The organism is Micromonospora sp. DT63 (genome assembly GCF_049841615.1).
Taxonomy (GTDB): domain Bacteria; phylum Actinomycetota; class Actinomycetes; order Mycobacteriales; family Micromonosporaceae; genus Micromonospora.
The window spans coordinates 1-17621 of record NZ_JBNCKQ010000008.1 but is presented as its reverse complement, the minus strand read 5'-3'; the positions used below and the strand labels follow the sequence as shown (position 1 = coordinate 17621).

Sequence of the window (17621 nt, the reverse complement as noted above, 5' to 3'; positions counted from 1 at the left end):
TCAGAGGGTCGCGGACAGGGCCTTGACCGGCATCTTCAGCTCGTCGAGCAGGTCGAGGTCGGCGGTCGCCGGCCGGCCCAGGGTCGTCAGGTAGTTGCCGACGATCACCGCGTTGATGCCGCCGAGCAGACCGTCGCGGGTGCCCAGGTCACCGAGGGTGATCTCCCGGCCGCCCGCGTACCGCAGGATCGTGCGCGGCATGGCCAGCCGGAACGCGGCGATGGCCCGCAGCGCGTCCTTGCCCTCGACCACCGGGCGGTCGCCGAGCGGGGTGCCGGGGCGCGGGTTGAGGAAGTTCAGCGGCACCTCGTGCGGGTCGAGTTCGGCGAGCTGCGCGGCGAACTCCGCCCGCTGCTCGACGGTCTCGCCGAGGCCGAGGATGCCGCCGCAGCACACCTCCATGCCGGAGTCGCGGACCATGCGCAGCGTCTCCCACCGCTCCTCCCACGAGTGGGTGGTGACCACGTTCGGGAAGTACGACCGGCAGGTCTCCAGGTTGTGGTTGTAGCGGTGCACACCCATGTCGACCAGGTCGTCGACCTGCTCCTGCGAGAGCATCCCCAGCGACGCGGCGACCTGGATGTCGACCTCGGCCTTGATGGCGGCGACGCCCTCGCGCATCTGCTTCATGAGCCGGTCGTCCGGGCCGCGCACGGCCGCTACGATGCAGAACTCGGTCGCCCCGGTCTTCGCGGTCTGCTTCGCGGCCTCGACAAGCGACGGGATGTCCAGCCAGACCGAGCGCACCGGGGAGGTGAACAGGCCCGACTGTGAGCAGAAGTGGCAGTCCTCCGGGCAGCCGCCGGTCTTCAGCGAGACGATGCCCTCGACCTCGACCTCCGGGCCGCACCACCGCATCCGCACCTCGTGGGCGAGCTGGAGGGCGGCGGGCAGGTGCTCGTCGGGCAGGTTCAGCACGGCGAGGACGCCGGCCTGGTCGAGGCCGACGCCGTCACCCAGGACCTGGGTGCGGGCCTGGTCGAGGATCTCTGGCATGGCTCGTACCCTACAAGGCCCCCGGTCGGGCGGGTACGACCTGCCGTCCGGTCGATCTGTGCCGGCCGGGCTAGCGCCGCAGCGATGGTCACCTCTGGTGACTGACAATTGACGGTGAGTGGTGACGGTCGTCCCGGACTCCGATGGGCATCGACGTCCCGCCTCCGGTCGGCCCCCGGGTGCCGAGTGGATTCGCCGGGTCGGTGGTGGCGGGTGGTAATTTCGCCCGGCGGGTGTCGGCGTGACCGGCGCGGACGGCGGTGAAGGGGTGACGGTGGCGGACTGGCTGGCGGCGCTCGATCGCCGCGCGCAGTTGCGGGCGAAGGCCGGCCTGACCCGTCGGCTGCACCCGCGTCCCGCCGACGACCGGATGACCGACCTGGCCGGCAACGACTACCTCGGCCTGGCCACCCACCCGGAGGTCACCGCCGCGGCCACGGCGGCACTGTCGGCGTACGGGCTGGGAGCGACCGGCTCGCGGCTGGTGCGCGGCTCGACCGACGCGCACGAGGCCCTGGAGGTCGAGCTGGCGCAGTGGCTGGGCACCGACCGGGCTCTCGTCTTCTCCTCCGGATACCTGGCCAACCTCGGCGCGCTGCGGGCCCTCGTCCAGCCCCGGACCCTGCTCGTCTCGGACGCGCACAACCACGCGTCGCTGATCGACGGCTGCCGGATCTCCGGCGCGGAGACGGTGGTCAGCGCCCACGCCGACGTGACGGCGGTGGCCGCCGCGCTGGCGGTCGCGCCGGGACGCCCGGCGGTGGTGGTCACCGAGTCGGTCTTCTCGGTCGACGGCGACCTCGCTCCGCTGGCCGAGTTGCACGCGGTGGCCCGCCGCTACGGCGCGCTGCTGCTGGTCGACGACGCCCACGCGCTCGGCGTGACCGGTCCGTCCGGTGCCGGCGCGGTGGCGGCCGCCGGGCTGGCCGGCGAGCCGGACGTGGTGGTCACGGCCACCCTCTCCAAGGCGCTCGGCGGCGCGGGTGGGGTGGTCGCCGGCCCGGCCGAGTTCGTCCGGCACCTGGTCGAGACCGGACGTACGTTCATCTTCGACACCGCGCTGCCGCCGGCCGTCGCGGCCGGCGTGCACGCCGCGCTGCGGCTGGCCCGAGCCGGCGACGATCTGCGCGCCGAGCTGGCCGACCGGGTGGCGCTGGCGGTCGGTCGACTCGGCGCGGCCGGCCTGGCCGTTTCCGCGCCGGACGCGGCGGTGATCTCGGTGACGGCGCCCGGCCCGGAGGCGGCGACCGCCTGGGCCGCCGACTGCCGGGACCGGAGAGTCGCGGTGGGCTGCTTCCGGCCGCCCTCCACCCCGGACAGCCGCTCCCGGTTGCGCCTGACCGTCAGCGCCGGGGTGCCCCGGGCGGATTTCGAGCGGGCGCTTGACGTCATCGTGGAGTGTGCGCCGTGAGCGCGAGGAGTGAGCCGGGTTTGCGAGCCCCGCAGTCGCGAACCGAGTGTGCGCCGTGAGCGCGTGGGAGGGGCCGGTGCTGGTCACCGGCACCGACACCGAGGTGGGCAAGACTGTGGTCACCGCGGCGATCGCGGCGGCCGCGCAGGGGGCCGGCCTGCGGGTGGCGGTGGTCAAGCCGGGTCAGACGGGTACGGCCGGTGGGGAGCCGGGCGACGTGGACGTGGTCAACCGGCTGGCGGCCCCGGTGACCGGCCGTACGCTGGCCAGCTTCCCGGATCCGCTCGCCCCGCTGGCCGCTGCCCGGGTCGCGGACCTGCCGCCGCTGGAGCTGTACGCGGCGGTGGACGCCGTCCGCGAGGAGGCGGACAAGCACGACCTGGTCCTGGTCGAGGGGGCGGGTGGTCTGCTGGTGCCGATGGGGCTGCGGCCGTCCGGTGAGCCGTGGACGATGGCCGACCTGGCGGTGTCGCTCGGCGCCCCGGCGGTGGTGGTCACCCGCGCCGGTCTGGGCACGCTCAACCACACCGCGCTGACCCTGGAGGCGCTGGACCGCCGTGCGGTGCCGGCCGGCGTGGTGATCGGCGCGTGGCCGGGGTCGCCGGAGCTGGTGCACTGGACGAACCTCACCGACCTGGTGCCGAACCTGCTGGGCGCGGTGCCGGCCGGCGCCGGTGCGATGGACCCGGGGGTGTTCCGGCGGTCGGCGCCGGGTTGGCTCACTCCGGCGTTGCACGGTGTGCTCGACGACTGGCGCGTCTGGGCCGAGGAGAGCAGCTGAACACCTGACTTTCGTCGGTGTTCGGGCAGGTCGGGCGTGGGTAGCCTGGCCGCCGTGAGGATCCTGGACCGGTCGGTGCCCGGGCGGTGGCGGCGTCCGCTGCGGGACGTGCTGCTCTGGGCCGTGGTGGCCGCCCCGATCGCGGCGGCCCGGTTGAGCCCGCCGTACCCGCGTTTCGACGTGGCGCTGCTGCTCGGTTCGCTGGCGCTGCTGGCGGTCGCGGTGGCGTCGGCGCGGCGCTGGCCGTTGGTGGGGTTGCTGCTGGTGGTGCTCGGTTCGCTGGCGGACGGCAACTTCGTCTTCGCCATCCCGGTGTTCAGCTATCTGAGCGGGCGGCGCAGTGCGGGCGCCGCGCCGGCGGCCGTGCTGTTCGGCGTGATCGCCGTCGGCGGCACGGTGCTGAACCTGGGGTTGCTCGGCACCGGGGCGGCGACCTGGTTCCTGCTCGCTTCGGTGCTGCTGTTCGCTGGGGTGTTCCCGTGGCTGGTGGGCCGCTACCGGCGGCAGCAGCAGGCTCTGACCGACGCCGGCCGCCGGCACGTCGAGGCGCTGACGCGCGAGCGGCGGGGCGCCGCGGAGCGGATCCGGCTGCGGGAGCGGGCCCGCATCGCCGAGGAGATGCACGACTCGCTCGGGCACGACCTCAGCCTGATCGCGTTGCGGGCCGCCGCGTTGGAACTTGCCGACGACCTCGCCCCGGAGCACCGGACGGCGGTGGGGGAGCTGCGGGCCAGTGTCGCGGCGGCGACCGAGCGGCTGCACGGCATCATCGGGGTGCTGCGGGAGGAGGGCGGTCCGGCCGGCGTCCGCCCGGTGGGGGAGACCGTCGTCGACCTGGTGGTCGGGGCCCGCGAGGCCGGGATGGCGGTCCGGCTGGACGGCCCGACCGACACCGTCGAGCTGCCCGGGTTGACCGGGTCCGCCGCCCATCAGGTGGTGCGGGAGGCCCTCACCAACGCGGCCCGGTACGCCCCGGGCGCGGCGGTGACCGTCACCCTCGCCCGGGACCCGAACGGGGTCGAGGTGCGGGTGCGTAACGCGCCGGCGCCGGCCGGCCCGCTGCCCCGACCGGCGTCCTCGGGGAGCGGTCTGCTCGCTCTCGCCGAGCGGGTACGGCTGGCCGGCGGCGTGCTGGACGCAGGCCCGTGCCCCGACGGTGGCTTCGCGGTGCGCGCCCGGCTGCCGCTGCCCTCCGAAGCGCACTCCGGCGTGGGATGGTCGGGTTTGCCCGTCGTGGTGGGTGCCGTGACCGACGGCACATTCGACGGTGACGTCCCGGTCCTCGGTGGCCCGGAGCAGCCGGCCGACGCCGAGCGCCGCCTGCGCGAGGCTCGTCGCCGGGCGCGGCGCAGCCTGCTGACGGCGCTCGCCGCCCCGGCCGGTCTCGCGCTCGTCCTGTCATTGGTCTACTACTCGGTCGTCACGACGGGCACGGTGCTGGACGAGTCGACGTACGACCGGATGCGGCCCGGCACCGCGCGCGCCGACCTGCCCGGCCTGCCCCGCCGGCAGCTCGCCCCGCCCGTCGGAGGGTCGGTGCGGGGGTGCGAGTACTACACCGACGGCAACTTCCCCCTGGCCGAGCCGACGTGGCGGCTCTGCTTCACCGACGGTCGACTGACCAGCAAGGAGCGGATCGAGTAGTGGACACCGACACGGCCGAGCCGACCCCGGTCCGGGTGGTCCTCGCCGACGACGAGGCGATGATCCGGGCCGGCGTCCGGGCCATCCTCGCCTCCGATCCGGGGATCGAGGTGGTCGCCGAGGCCGGTGACGGGCGGGCCGCGGTGGAGCTGGTTCGCGCGCACCGACCCCAGGTGGCGGTGCTGGACATCCGGATGCCCCGCTTGGACGGGCTGGCCGCGGCGGCCGAGATCCGCCGGGTAGCGCCGGCCACCGCGACGCTCATGTTGACCACCTTCGGCGAGGACGACCACGTGGCCCGGGCGCTCGGGCACGGTGCGAGCGGGTTCCTGCTCAAGGCCGGCGACCCGCGCGAGCTGATCGCCGGGGTGCACGCGGTCGCCGACGGCGGGGCGTACCTGTCGCCGCGGGTGGCCCGGCGGGTGATCGAGCTGGGGGCCGGGCGGCTGGCCCGTCAGCCCGCCGCGCGGGACCGGACGGCCGGGCTGACCGAGCGGGAACGTGAGGTGCTGGCCCTGGTCGGGGCGGGGCTGTCCAACGCCGAGATCGCCCGCCGCCTGCACCTGGTGGAGGGCACCGTGAAGAGCTATCTGACCAGCATCTTCACCCGGCTGGACGTGCGTAACCGGGTGCAGGCGGCGATCCTCGCGTACGAGGCGGGGCTGGTCGAGCGCTGAGCGGGGGCCGCTGGCGGCCCCCGCTCACTGCCCCGCTGGCGTGCCTCAGGCGTCGCGACGGCGCAGCGCGGTCCGACCGAGCAGCAGGGCGGCGCCCGCCCAACCGGCGAGCACCAGCAGCCCGACCGCGCCCGGGTACGGCTCGGTGTCGCCCGCCATGAAGTGCCCACCGGCCACGCCGGGGAACGCGTCGGCGATCCGGTTCAGGACTGTGATGTCCGGCTCCTGCAGGGACAGCGGGACGATCATCAGGGTGGCGAAGAGCACGACGATCGTGAGCACCGCGCTGCGCAGTGCCGCGCCGAGGCCGAGCGCCAGGACGCTGACCAGGGCCAGATAGGTCGCCACCGCCACGATGTCGCCGATCGTGCCGGCGGTCGGCGCGCTGCCCCAGTCACCGAGCACCGGCCGGGCGACCAGGGCGCCGACACCGCCGAGCAGCAGTCCGAGGACGAAGGTGACGGCGCCGGCCACCACGGCCTTGGCCAGGAGCACCCGGCCGCGTGCCGGGGTGCACTGCAGGGTGGTCCGGATGGTGCCGCTGGTGAACTCCGTGGTGACGGCGAGCAATCCCAGCGCCAGCACGGCGTACTGGGTCAATTCGACCGCGTCGATCAGCACGCTGCCGACGGCGACGATGCCGGGGTCGTCGGCCGGGTCGTCGTTGGTGTTGGCGTTGGCCGCGTAGATGGCGAGCTGGCCGGCGCTCGCGGCCATCAGGAGCAGCCCGGCCAGCATCGTCCACCAGGTGCTGCGTACCGAGATCAGCTTGGTCCACTCGGCGGCCACGGCGGCCCGGAAGGCGGCCGGCGCGCTGACTGCCGGGGCGGCGGTGGGGCTGCTGCCCACCATGGTCTGCGTGCTCATCGTGCGTCACCTCCGGTCGGGCCGCCGGCGTACTCGACGCTGTCGGCGGTCAGCTCCATGAACGCCTGCTCCAGCGACGCGCCGTGCGGGCTCAGCTCGTGCAACCGCACCCCCAGCTCGTACGCCAGATCGCCGATCCGGTCGACCGTGGTCCCGGTGACGGTCAGCTCGTCCGGGCCGGCCGGCTCGACTGTGGCGCCGTGGGCCGCGAGACGTGCGGCGAGGGTGGCGAGCCCGTCGGGGTGCGGGCTGCGGACCCGTACGGCGAGTCCACTGCCCGCGATGACGTCGCCGACCGGGGCGTCGGCGAGCAGTCGTCCCCGGCCGATCACCACGAGTTGGTCGGCGGTGAGCTGCATCTCGCTCATCAGGTGGCTGGAGACGAAGACCGTGCGGCCCTGCCCGGCCAGGGAGCGCAACAGCTGCCGGACCCAGCGCACCCCGTCCGGGTCGAGGCCGTTCACCGGCTCGTCGAACATCAGCACCGGCGGATCGCCGAGCAGCGCGCCCGCGATGCCGAGCCGCTGGCCCATGCCCAGGGAGAGGGTTCGGCCCGGTTTCCCGGCGGCCCGCCCGTCCAGCCCGACGGTGTCGAGCACCTCGTCGACCCGCCGGGCGGGGATGCCGTTGCTGCGGGCCATGGCCAGCAGGTGCGCGCGCCCGGACCGGGTGGGGTGGATGGCCCGGGCGTCGAGCAGGGCGCCCACCTCGTGCAGCGGTCGCCGCAGCTCCCGGTACGACCGGCCGTGCACGAGCGCCGTTCCGGCGGTGGGCCGGTCCAGGCCGAGGATCATCCGCATGGTGGTGGACTTGCCGGCGCCGTTGGGGCCGAGGAAACCGGTGACCCGGCCGGGTGCGATGTCGACGGTCAGCGCGTCGACGGCGACTGTCGCCCCGAACCGTTTCGTCAACCCACGTAATGTGATCATGCGCTGACGCTAGGCGTCCGCCACGTCGGTCCGCCGCGCCCGAACGGCACCACCCCACACTGACTTTCGTCAGGTCGCCCGGGTCAGCGGATGTAGTCCTCCAGCAGCGCCGGGGTGAGCCCGGCCCGGTGGATCGCCTTCAACGCCGCGAGGAGGTCGTCCATCAGCGCCGGCCGGAAGTGCATCAGCAGCACGTCGCCCGGTTGGACGACCTTCTCCGGGGTCTGGTAGCGCACCTTGCCCTCGTGGACGGTCTCGGACCAGTGCAGGACGGCCTTCGCGCCGCAGTCCCGCGCGGCGGTCAGCGTGGTGCTGTCGTACTCGCCGAACGGCGGGCGGAACAGGGTCGCCCGCTTGCCGAACAGCGCCTCCAGCTTGTCCGCCGCCCCGCAGATCTCCTGCTTCTGGTAGTCGTACGACCGGCCGGCCAGCGAGTTGTGCCGGATCGTGTGGTTCTCGACGACCCCGCCGGCCACCTGGATCTGCCGGAAGTAGACGTCGTGCTCCTCGGCCGCCGGCGAGTTCAGGAACATGGTGACCGGGATGTGCGCCCGCCAGATGAAGTCGGCCACCGCGGGCGGGCGAGCCAGCCCACCGTCGTCGATGGTGATGAAGGCGACCTTCTGGTCGGTCGGCAGGCGGTGCCAGAACGGGATCGCGCCGGTCGCGGTCAGCGCCACCGGCTGCGGCGGCGGCGCCTCGGGAAAGGTCGGCGCCTGGGACACGTACCAGTCCAGGCTTCCCGGGGCGGGCGGGGCCGACGGGGACGGCGAGGCCGACAGCGACGGCGACGCCGCCAGGCTGGGTGCCGTGGCCGACGGGCTCGGCGGGGCCGCAGTGATCTGCCGGGCGTGGAACACCGGCCGGGCTGTGCAGGCACTCAGCGTCAACAGGGCGGCAAGCGTTGCGGCGGCGAGAATCCGACGAGCAGGGGTGACGGACACGCCCGGAAACATACCGAGTCAAGGTCAGGTGTCGCGTGCCCGCTCCCGTGCTGCCTTGCCCGGGCTGCGTAGCCTCGGATCGAGTCGATTCGATCAGCGAGGGCAGCCGATGACACGGTGGATCCTGCAGGTACTCGCCACCCTTGGCTTCGGCCTGCTGCTGGTCTTCATCGGGCTGACGATGACCCTCGACCTGTTCGGGTTTGTCGACGCGGAAACCCGCCGGTTGTCGAGGAACCCGTGGAACCGCCTGTGGGGCGTTCCGGAGCGGGATCCGGCCGAGGTGCGCGGGGCCGTCGGCTTCCGCTTCGGGCGGTTCCTCGTCGGCGGCGTCACGCTCCTCCTCGGAGCCGTGGCCGTCATCGGGGGCATCGTGCTACTGGTCGGCGGACCGCTCGACTGACCGCACCACGAAGGCGTCCGGCATCCGGAAGGTGAGGTTGTCCGGGCACCACGGCGGCCGGACCACGCTCACCCCGTCGAGCAGGGGCGTCGCCTCGGCCACCACCACTGCCGCCTCCATCCGGGCCAGCACGTCGCCGACGCAGCGGTGCGCACCCGCCCCGAACGCCAGGTGCCGGCGCGACCCGCGCTGCCCCGGGCGGAACTCGTCGGGGGCCTCGACGATCGCCGGGTCCCGGCCGGCGCGCGCCAGCCACAGCACGATGCTGGTGCCCGCCGGCACGGCGGTCCCACCCAGCGTGCCGTCCACCGCCGCGACGCGTCGCCACGTGACGATGGGCGGTTCGAGGCGCAGCCCCTCCTCGACGACGTCGGCCACCGCGACGTCGCCGGTGCGCAGGCCGGCGCGTACCGCCGGTTCGACTGCCAGCCGGTGCAGCAGCAGGGTGAGGAACTGCGAGGTGGTCTCCTGGCCGGCGACCAGCAGGAAGAAGAGCGCGCCGACCACCACGTCCGGCGGGTGGCCGCCCGCGCGCAGCTCGGCGGCCAGGCCGCCGCCGGTGGCCGCGAACTCCCGCAGTACGCCGTGGAAACGGCCCACCTCGCTGGCGAGCGCCAGCTGCCGGTCGCCGTCCAGGGGCGCCCAGAACAGCTCCAGCGCCGCCCGGGCGAACTCCTTGACCGCGCCGACCGGCGCGTCCGGCAACTCGACAAGCCGGGCCAGCACCAGCAGGGGCAGGTCGGCGGCGAGGTCCGCGTACAGGTCGACCGGCGCACCGGCGTCGAGCGCGGCGCGCAGCCGGGCCACCCGCTCCCGGACCAGAGCGGTGAGCCAGGGGCGCTGCGCCGCGACCCGGGTGGGGTGCAGTGCGTCCGCGACGATCGCCCGGATCTGCGGATGGCTGGCGGCGGAGTTGTTGGCGAGGGTCGGCGGCAACCGGAACCGGTGCCCGGCGAGCACCCGCAGCGCGCTCACCGGCATCGGTGTCACCGCGTCCAGGGCGTTGTCCGGCCGGTAGCGGACCGGGTCGGCGAGGACCTGCCGGACCAGGGCGTGCCGGGTGACGACGAGGTGACGGACGCCTACATGGTCGGTCACCTCGGCGACGTCCGGCCAGGGTGCCTCGACCTCGGACGCCCAGCCGGAGAACAGCACGTCGACACGCTAGCCGGCAGCCTTCGGCAGGCCGGCGCGCAACTGCCAGACGGTGGTGCGCTTCACCCGGACGCTCTCCAGGGCCTCCGGCACCGGCACGTCGTAGGTCGCCAGCTCGTCGAAGCGGTCCCGCGGCAGAAACGCCCGGCCGGGATCACCGACCAGCGCCGGCGCCCCGGCCCGGGTGGCGCGCAGCAGGAACCGCAGCACCCGGCGGGCCATCGCCTCGCTGTAGAACACGTCCCCGGCGAGCACCACCTCGGCGTCGCCCGCGTCACCGTCGAGGATGTCGCCGAACTCGGCGTCGACGCGTACCCCGTTGGCCTCGGCGTTGAGCGCGACGGCCGCGACGGCCAGCTCGTCCACCTCGACGGCCCGCACGGACGCCGCGCCGGCCCGGGCGGCGGCGATGGCCACCAGGCCGGAGCCCGAGGCGAGGTCGAGCACCCGGCGGCCGGCGACCAGCTCCGGGTGGTCGGTGACGTAGCGGGCGAGCGCCTGCCCGCCGGCCCACGCGAAGGCCCAGAACGGCGGCGGCCGGTCGCTGGAGAACTCGCCCTCGGTCAGCTCCCAGAGCCCGATCGGCTCGTCCGCCTGGTGCAGGCGCACCTCGGGAACGAAGGAGACCGGGGCGAGCCGGGCGTGCAGCCGGACGAAGGTGCTGGAGAGCTCGGACACCCGGCAATTCTCGCGCACCGGTCAGCCCGCCGACGCACGGAGACGGTCGGGGGAGTGGAGGTACGGGTGAAGGGTTCACCACTGTCGGTGAAATGACCCCCCGTGCTTGGCGTCCGGTGCGAAGACACCCCTCTGTCCGGCCCGCCCGATTCCTCCTAGCGTTTCCCTCCAGGGACGAGAAGGAGCGAGGTGGTGGTGATCGTGTGGCGGTACGCGCTGCGGCTCGGAGCGTTGGTTGCCGGCGTTGCAGGGGCGGTGCTGACCCTGGCCGCGCCGGCCCAGGCGGCCTTCGCCACCGAGATGAGCGGCCTGCCGGCCCGGTTCACCGCGGGAGGCCAGGTGCGCACGATCTCCGCCGTGGTCTCGCAGACGGACCGGCGCGGCGGATGCGCGAAGGTGCGCTGGTCGATGGTGCTGCGCGTACAGGGCATCCGGCTCGACCAGGTGAAGATGGACCGGGTGGAGGAGAGCGGCGACTTCCCGCTGGAGATCCGCACCGACGGTGACGTGGCCCGGCTGACCGATCGGCAACTCGACCCGGGCACGCTCTGCCCGGGCCGCACGGTCACCGCCCGCTACCGGGTGGCCTTCGCCGAGGACGTCACCCAGGGGCGGGTCACTCTCGCCGCCGAGGCGTACGACGCCAACCTGCGCCTGTTGGCCCGCCAGAGCGCAACCCGGTCGGTGGTGGGGGCGGGGGCCGGGCCGATCCGTACGCCGACGCCGACGCCGAGCGCGACGGCTGCCGAGCCCAGCGATCCGCCGAGCGAGCCGGCGCCGGAGAGCGCCCCGGCCGAGGAACCGGTCGCCGACCAGAGCGTCGACGCCGCGCCGCCGGCCGCTGGCCGACCGGTCTCGCAGGCCGGTGGGTTCGGCATCGTGCAGGCCGCGTTCCTGCTCGGCGGGCTGCTGCTCTCGCTCGGGGTGGGGTTGCTGCTGCGGCTGCGTCACCTGACCCGGGCCACCACCGACGCCGAGGATCCGCCGGTGGACCGGCTCTGGGAGCGGCAGGCGCCGGCGGACCGCTGGCGACCGGCCCGTCGCTGACCGGGGGTCGTCGGGGCCGGCGGAGGACCGCCGGCCCCGACGGTGTCACTTCGTGAACGCCTGGAACTCGGCGATCCTGACCTGGGCCCGGGCCGGGCTGGCGGTCGCGCAGTCAGTCGTCGTGGCCGGGTCGTCGTCCTGCTCACCGGCGTACTGCGGGCCGCCGGTGCACTGGCTGGCCAGCACCTCCAGGCGCAGGTGGGTGGCGAGGGTGGCGGGCACCGCGAACGTCCGCAGGTTGATGTCGCGGCTGTACGCCCGGTACGCCCCGCCGGGGAACGCGTCGCCCGCGCTGGTGTAGATCCGCTGCCAGTGCGCCGGATCCGCGCAGTCGGTGGTCGTCGCGTCGCACGCGGACACCGCGAACGAGCGCAACGCGCTGAGCGCGTTCTGACTGCCGGTGTCGGCGTCCCCGACGATGGCGGGTCGCAGCATCGCGCTGACGTTCACCCGCTTGACCGTCTGCGGGCCGTCGCCCGGGAGGTCCACGGTGAGCTGCCGGCCGGCCACCCCGTCCAGGGAGGCCCAGTTGGTCGCCTCGGTGTCGTCGGCGACCCGGTCCAGGTTGACCCCGTCGCCGCTGATCGTGGCACCGGAGGCCGTGGACGCGAGGTTGCGACTCAACCGCAGGTCCACGTAGCCGGTCCGGCCGGCGTCGGCGATCACGCTGAGCCGCTGGTGCCCGAAGCCGGGCGCGACGGCCAGCAGGTCGTACGTGCCGGCCACCATCTCCACGGTGTCCGGGATCGGCGTCGCCGGGTCGGTGTCCGCGATCGGCGTGGCCCGCGCCTCGTACGCCCCGACGTACACCCGGATCGGCGCGTCGGCGCTGTCCCCGCGGGGACGCAGGGTGAGCGTCGCGTTGCCGCCGCGCGGCGAGGCGAAGCTCGGCGTCGGGTCGGTGTCCGCGGCCCCGTTGGTGACGGCGTCCCGGCCCATCCCGGAGCGGGCGAACTCGGCCCAGATCAGGTCCTGGTTCGCGCCCCCGAAGCGCAGCAGGTCGGCGGTGAGCATGTTGTCCCGCATGTCGAGCATGCTGACCTGGCTGGCCGCCTGGAGCAGGAACGAGTCGAACACCAGTTGCGACCAGCGCCGGTTGCCCGGGCACCTGTCGGCGGTGACCTTGCCCTGCGCGCACTCCAGCTGCCGCTGGGGGGTGCCCAGGCCGTACCGCTTCACCAGCGCCGAGCGGACCCGGTAGTTGGTGGCGCCCCAGATCTCCCCGTCGGCGTGCACGGCGGGGCCACCTGTGTTGTAGCCGATGTCGGAGTAGTTCAGCGGGCTGCGGCTCAGGTCGTAGTTGCGGATGCCGCTGACCAGGTTGCCGGTGACGTAGCCGCCGGTCACGAAGGGCGTCTCGCCGGGCGCGCGCAGCCCGTTCTGGTACAGGTACTCGGCGGCGAGCAGGTCGCCCCACGACTCACCCATCGACCCGCCCTGGTGGCCGCTGATCCCGCTGTCCGGGCCGGCGATCATCCGGTTGGTGATGGCGTGCGTGTATTCGTGGCCGATCACCGTCATGTCGTAGTCGCCGTCCACGCACGGCGGGTACGGGCCACCGGCCTGCGGCTGCCACAGGTACATGTTTGTGGTCGGCGGCACGCCGTCGCGCCCGGTGCCCTGGTTGGCGTTGTTGCGGTTGCCGGTCAGCGCGCCCTGCTGCGCGCGACCCTGCTCGGCGTCACCGCCCAGCCCGGACGGGGTGAGGTTGACCGCCTGCAGGTTCCACGCCGACTCGGTGAAGCCCAACTGGTACGCCCAGTCGTGCATGCGGTTGTGCATGACGAAGAGGTTGGCGATCGCCGCGTCCGCGTCGTTGCGCTGGGCGGAGGTGAACACCCCCGGGTTGCACTTGGCCTGGTGCCACTGGTCGGTGAACGGGTACTCGTAGCGGCGCTCCGGGCTGGGGGTGGCCGGGACGACCGGGGTGTTGTTGCCCCAGGAGAGCACGGTGTTGGCCGAGTTGCCGCGCGAGGTGAAGGTCGGTGTGCCGGTGGCCGCGTCGACGTCCCACGGCTGGCCGGTTGCCGGGTCCCGTTGCGCGAGCTGGCAGCCGGGAGCCGGGTCGCCGCACCAACGCACCCGCGGGTCCTGCCCGGCGGCGAGGTCGCGGGGCGGGGTGGCCGGGAAGACCGCCCAACTCGGGTTGTCCGAGTCGTAGTCGACGAGGTCCTCGCGGACCAGCACCTGTCCGGTGCTGCCGTCCACGTAGCTGGTGAACGCCGCCGGGTGGTCGGCGTCCGCGCCGATCATGGTCACCTCGTAGGCGGCCCGGGGACCGTCCAGCGGGGTGGGCACGGCCACGGCGCGCACGGTGTGGCTGGCCACCGCCGTCGCGGTCAGCCGGGCGTCGGCGAGCGCGTCGGCGTACGCCTGTTCGGCGGTGCGGGTGGCCGGCGCGGGCGCGCGGGTGTCGCGGGCCAGCGAGGAGTTGACGGCGAGTACTGAGCCGCCGGAGACCGCGAGGGTGACCAGGCCGTCGGGCCCGGCCGGCAGGTCGCCGAAGCGCTGCCGCAGGGTCACCACGGCGCCGCTGCCGATCGGGCGGACCAGCACCCGTTCCAGGTCGGCGACGGTCGCGGCGTCCATGCCGTACAGGTCGCGGTTGGCCCGCAGGTAGGCGCGGGCGGCGGCCTCCGGGTCGGTGGGCAGCCCGGTGGCGAGCGGGGTGCGACCGGGGCCGAGTGCCTGCGGGGTGCCGAACCGGTTCCACCGCACGTCGGGGTCGGCCGCGCGGGCCAGGCCGCGCTGGCGGGCGTCGGGTGCGGCAGTACCGGAGCGGTTGTCGAGGTCGGCGGGCTCGTGGTTGCCCTCGGCGAACGGCCCGGACGAGCGGTGCGGGGACGGCGACCCGGCGGGGGCCGCGGTGCTCGTGCCGGTGGGTAGCAGCGCGGCGATGGTCGCGGTCGTCGCCAGGACGGCGATGAGCCGGCGTCGACGCCGGCTCATCGGGGGTGACCACTCCGGTTGTGGCACGGGACCTCCTCGTGGGAGCGGGATGGCCGGCGGCTGCCGACCGACGCAGCGCGGTGACGCATGCGCATCTGTGGATATCAGCCGGCCGGGGGCGCGGCAAGGTCCACGACCGCCGACGCGCCGACTGATCGAGATTAATCGACTTTACAAAACGTACGCTCTTGTAAAACAACGTGACGGCTGTCACTGTCGATGCCAGAACGCGAGAGCGGAGGTTGGCCATGACCGTCGATGCCGATCCGACAGTCGAGCCCGTTGCCTGGCGGGACCGTCGCAAGCCGCTCTGGCCGCTGGCGCTGCTGGTGCCGGCGCTGCCCTTCGTCGGCTTCGCGCTGTGGCGGTCCGGCGGCGGCGCCTGGGCGTGGTGGGTCACCCCGGCCATCGTCTTCGTCCTGATCCCGGTGGTCGACCTGCTGCTCGGCGACGACCGGCAGAACCCTCCCGAGGAGGCGGTGCCCCGGCTGGCGGCCGACGGCTACTACCGCTGGCTCACCTACCTCTACCTACCGGCGCAGTACGCGGCGCTGGTGCTGTGCTGCGCGGTGTGGGCCCAGGACAGCCTTTCCGTCGCCGGTGCCGCCGGTCTGGTGGCCACCGTCGGGGTGGTCAACGGCATCGCCATCAACACGGCCCACGAGCTGGGGCACAAGCGCGAGCGGGTGGAGCGCTGGCTGTCCAAGGTGGCCCTGGCGCCGGCCGCCTACGGGCACTTCTACGTCGAGCACAACCGGGGCCACCACGTACGCGTCGCCACGCCGGAGGATCCGGCGAGCTCGCGACTGGGGGAGAGCTTCTGGGCGTTCTGGCCGCGTACCGTCCTCGGCAGCCTGCGCTCGGCCTGGCGGTTGGAGACCAGCCGGTTCCGCCTCCGCGGCCGGTCCCCGTGGACCCACCGCAACGACGTGCTCAACGCGTGGGCCATGACCCTGGCGCTGTACGGCGCGCTGACAGTGGTCTTCGGCCCGGTGGTGCTGCCGTTCCTGGTCCTGCAGGCGGTGGTCGGCTTCTCGCTGCTGGAGGTGGTCAACTATCTGGAGCACTACGGGCTGGCCCGGCAGCGCACCGCCGCCGGACGCTACGAGAAGGTCGACGCGCGGCACAGCTGGAACAGCGACCGTACGGTCACCAACGTCTTCTTGTTCCAGCTCCAGCGGCACAGTGACCATCACGCGAACCCGCTGCGCCGCTACCAGACGCTGCGCAGCTTCGACACCTCACCGCAGCTGCCCGCCGGGTACGCGACGATGGTGGTCGTGGCGCTGGTCCCGCCGCTGTGGCGACGGGTGATGGACCACCGGGTGCTCGCGCACTACGGGGGCGATCGGGGGCTGGCCAACACGCGGCCCCGACGGTGACCGCTCAGTCGCCCGGTGCCCAGTCGGGGTCGCGGCCGAAGGCGGCCAGCAGACGATCCTGCTCGTCGGCGTCGGCGGGCATGCGCGCGCCGTCGCGCACCAGCTTGTCGCGCCGGTAGTCGTCGATCCGCCCGGCGAACCAGCGGGCGCACACGCGCACCGCCTCCGGGTCGAACCGCGGGTCGGCGCCGATCGCCACCGCCAGATCCCAGCCGTGCACGAGGTGTTCGGCGAGGAGCTGCTGGACGTACTCGGCGGCCGGGGTCGGGCCGGCCGACAGGTGCACGGTGCGGTCGATGGTGCCGGGATGGATGACGGCGATCTCGGCCTGTGCGGCCGCCTCCCGTGCCGTCGTGGCCGGGTCCGCGCCGAGCTGGTCACCGTCGAAGCGGTGGCCGACCTCGTCGACGGTGCGGCCGGCGAGCAGGGGAACGCTCCACCGGTCCTCGCCGACGACGTGGTTGACCAGGGTGCGGACGTCCCAGTCCGGGCACGGTGTCTCCTCGGCCCACTGGCCGGGCCCGATCTGGTCCACCCGGTCGACGAACTCGGCCAGGCTCCGGCGGTACGCCTCCAGCAGGTCCATGCCGTCGATTGTTTCTCCTCGGCGTGCTGGCCCGAGCCGTTTTGCCCGGCCCGACGTGCGGCGTCGTCCCGCCGTCGCCGCTCAGTCCAGGTCGGCCGGGCCCAGGCCCAGCTCCCGGGAGGTGACCAGCCGCACCCACTCCCCGAACTGCCGGCGGGAGATCACCCGGTCGTGCACGGCGAGCTGCACGGCGAGGCCGTCCATCACGGCGCTGATCCGCCACGCCGCCCCCTCCGGGTCGGCGCACTGGAAGGTGCCGTCGGCGACCCCGGCGGCGATGACGGCGGCGAGATCCTGCCGCCAGCGCAGGTCGAGCCGCCGGGACACCTTCTCCAACTCGGGGGTGCGCAGCGACTCGGACCAGCCGTCGATCCACATCGACCAGGAGGTCGCCCGCCCGGCCGGGGTGTAGAGCTTGAGGATCCGGCGGAGCTTGGTCAACGGCGGAGCGGAGGAGCGGGTGACCGCGTCCAGGCGGGCCAGGTCCTGCTCGACGGCGTACGCGAACGCCTGCGCGAGCAACCGCTCCTTGGTGGCGAAGTGGTAGAACACCAGGGCCTGACTCACGCCGGCGGCCTGTGCCACGTCCGCCGTCCGGGTGTTGGCAAGACCGCGCTCCACGATCACGTCGCAGGCTGTGCGCAGCAGGGCATCCAGGCGGATTTCGGCCGCACGTCTCGTCACGACCGTTACCGTAGCCCATCCATCCGAACACGAACAGTTACCGCCGCCGTCCGTTTCGTGAGGTAAGAGTCGGAAGCCGGACACTTCCCCGGAATGCCGTGCTCCGGTCTCCCGACGGTGTTCGTCGCGGCCGGCCGCTCGCCGCAGCGGTGCGTCCTCGCTGGTCAAAGGGTCTCTGCTGCCGGCAGCGGCATCGACCGTCGCATGATGCCGGGGTTGTGCCCGTCGGGAGCTGATGGGGAAATCAGGTTAGCTCCCTAGGAAGCCTGCGCCATGTGGGTCCGGCCCACCCCCTGGGTCCGGCCTCCCGCCCCGCCCGCGCGGGAGGGGACGCGCCGACCCGGACCCCGAGTTGGCAGTCGTTCACCGGCTCGGCTAAAGTTCTCATCCGTCACCCGGGAACGCCGGGGGCGTGCGGACGTAGCGCAGCTGGTAGCGCATCACCTTGCCAAGGTGAGGGTCGCGGGTTCGAATCCCGTCGTCCGCTC

Annotated in this window: 16 protein-coding genes and 1 tRNA gene; 8 read left to right on the top strand and 9 right to left on the bottom strand. The window is 73.8% G+C overall.

The features are described from left to right. On the bottom strand, positions 1 to 996 hold the full coding sequence (bioB, locus tag ACLQ27_RS25975; RefSeq protein ID WP_234581587.1) for a biotin synthase BioB: 996 nt from the start codon (positions 994 to 996) through the stop codon (positions 1 to 3). 274 nt (positions 997 to 1270) lie between these two features. Here bioB and ACLQ27_RS25970 point away from each other — a divergent pair, with 274 nt between their 5' ends. From ACLQ27_RS25970 to ACLQ27_RS25955, 4 genes are all read left to right on the top strand, one after another. Beyond that, on the top strand, positions 1271 to 2407 hold the full coding sequence (locus ACLQ27_RS25970; RefSeq protein ID WP_357495718.1) for an 8-amino-7-oxononanoate synthase: 1137 nt from the start codon (positions 1271 to 1273) through the stop codon (positions 2405 to 2407). 76 nt (positions 2408 to 2483) lie between these two features. Continuing rightward, positions 2484 to 3188 carry a dethiobiotin synthase gene (gene bioD, locus ACLQ27_RS25965; RefSeq protein ID WP_234581707.1) on the top strand — a complete coding sequence of 235 codons (705 nt, stop codon included), beginning with the start codon at positions 2484 to 2486 and terminating at the stop codon, positions 3186 to 3188. 54 nt (positions 3189 to 3242) lie between these two features. Then, a complete protein-coding gene (locus ACLQ27_RS25960; RefSeq protein WP_425869114.1) occupies positions 3243 to 4832 on the top strand; it encodes a sensor histidine kinase in 1590 nt (529 codons plus the stop codon). Continuing rightward, positions 4832 to 5509: a response regulator transcription factor gene (locus tag ACLQ27_RS25955; RefSeq protein ID WP_357495676.1), complete on the top strand. Its 678-nt coding sequence runs from the start codon at positions 4832 to 4834 to the stop codon at positions 5507 to 5509. Before ACLQ27_RS25960 ends, ACLQ27_RS25955 begins: the two co-directional genes overlap by 1 nt. Positions 5510 to 5554: 45 nt before the next feature. On the opposite strand, the gene ACLQ27_RS25950 is transcribed toward ACLQ27_RS25955, so the two are convergent. From ACLQ27_RS25950 to ACLQ27_RS25940, 3 genes are all read right to left on the bottom strand, one after another. After that, positions 5555 to 6376, bottom strand: a complete 822-nt coding sequence (locus ACLQ27_RS25950) for an ABC transporter permease (RefSeq protein ID WP_357575553.1) — start codon at positions 6374 to 6376, stop codon at positions 5555 to 5557. After that, positions 6373 to 7305: an ABC transporter ATP-binding protein gene (locus tag ACLQ27_RS25945; RefSeq protein WP_357495672.1), complete on the bottom strand. Its 933-nt coding sequence runs from the start codon at positions 7303 to 7305 to the stop codon at positions 6373 to 6375. The genes ACLQ27_RS25950 and ACLQ27_RS25945 overlap by 4 nt, the downstream gene beginning before the upstream one ends. Before the next feature lie 83 nt (positions 7306 to 7388). Further along, on the bottom strand, positions 7389 to 8249 hold the full coding sequence (locus ACLQ27_RS25940; protein WP_357575554.1) for a polysaccharide deacetylase family protein: 861 nt from the start codon (positions 8247 to 8249) through the stop codon (positions 7389 to 7391). Positions 8250 to 8358: 109 nt separating this feature from the next. Between ACLQ27_RS25940 and ACLQ27_RS25935 the strand changes: the two genes are divergently transcribed. Then, the gene (locus ACLQ27_RS25935; protein ID WP_357575555.1) at positions 8359 to 8652 is read left to right on the top strand and encodes a hypothetical protein; all 294 of its coding nucleotides are present in this window, start codon (positions 8359 to 8361) and stop codon (positions 8650 to 8652) included. Here the strand turns inward: ACLQ27_RS25935 and ACLQ27_RS25930 are convergent. Continuing rightward, entirely contained in the window at positions 8626 to 9807 is a 1182-nt protein-coding gene (locus ACLQ27_RS25930; RefSeq protein ID WP_425869112.1) for a cytochrome P450, read from the bottom strand. The two genes, ACLQ27_RS25935 and ACLQ27_RS25930, sit on opposite strands and share 27 nt — an antisense overlap. A gap of 9 nt (positions 9808 to 9816) precedes the next feature. Beyond that, entirely contained in the window at positions 9817 to 10485 is a 669-nt protein-coding gene (locus ACLQ27_RS25925; protein ID WP_234581593.1) for a class I SAM-dependent methyltransferase, read from the bottom strand. A gap of 192 nt (positions 10486 to 10677) precedes the next feature. On the opposite strand from ACLQ27_RS25925, the gene ACLQ27_RS25920 reads away from it, so the two are divergent. After that, positions 10678 to 11532, top strand: coding sequence for a hypothetical protein (locus tag ACLQ27_RS25920; protein WP_425869110.1), 855 nt, complete (start codon positions 10678 to 10680; stop codon positions 11530 to 11532). Positions 11533 to 11577: 45 nt separating this feature from the next. On the opposite strand, the gene ACLQ27_RS25915 is transcribed toward ACLQ27_RS25920, so the two are convergent. Beyond that, a complete protein-coding gene (locus tag ACLQ27_RS25915; RefSeq protein WP_425869109.1) occupies positions 11578 to 14508 on the bottom strand; it encodes a M36 family metallopeptidase in 2931 nt (976 codons plus the stop codon). A 221-nt stretch (positions 14509 to 14729) separates the two neighbouring features. Here ACLQ27_RS25915 and ACLQ27_RS25910 point away from each other — a divergent pair, with 221 nt between their 5' ends. Beyond that, positions 14730 to 15863 carry an alkane 1-monooxygenase gene (locus tag ACLQ27_RS25910; RefSeq protein WP_357575558.1) on the top strand — a complete coding sequence of 378 codons (1134 nt, stop codon included), beginning with the start codon at positions 14730 to 14732 and terminating at the stop codon, positions 15861 to 15863. 4 nt (positions 15864 to 15867) lie between these two features. On the opposite strand, the gene ACLQ27_RS25905 is transcribed toward ACLQ27_RS25910, so the two are convergent. Then, complete coding sequence (locus ACLQ27_RS25905; RefSeq protein WP_425869106.1) at positions 15868 to 16449, bottom strand: TIGR03086 family metal-binding protein; 582 nt, start codon at positions 16447 to 16449, stop codon at positions 15868 to 15870. An 81-nt stretch (positions 16450 to 16530) separates the two neighbouring features. After that, positions 16531 to 17133 (bottom strand): TetR/AcrR family transcriptional regulator, encoded by a 603-nt coding sequence (locus tag ACLQ27_RS25900; protein WP_234581598.1) that lies wholly within the window; start codon positions 17131 to 17133, stop codon positions 16531 to 16533. A gap of 414 nt (positions 17134 to 17547) precedes the next feature. Between ACLQ27_RS25900 and ACLQ27_RS25895 the strand changes: the two genes are divergently transcribed. After that, positions 17548 to 17620 (top strand) — tRNA-Gly (locus ACLQ27_RS25895). Position 17621: the final 1 nt, after the last annotated feature.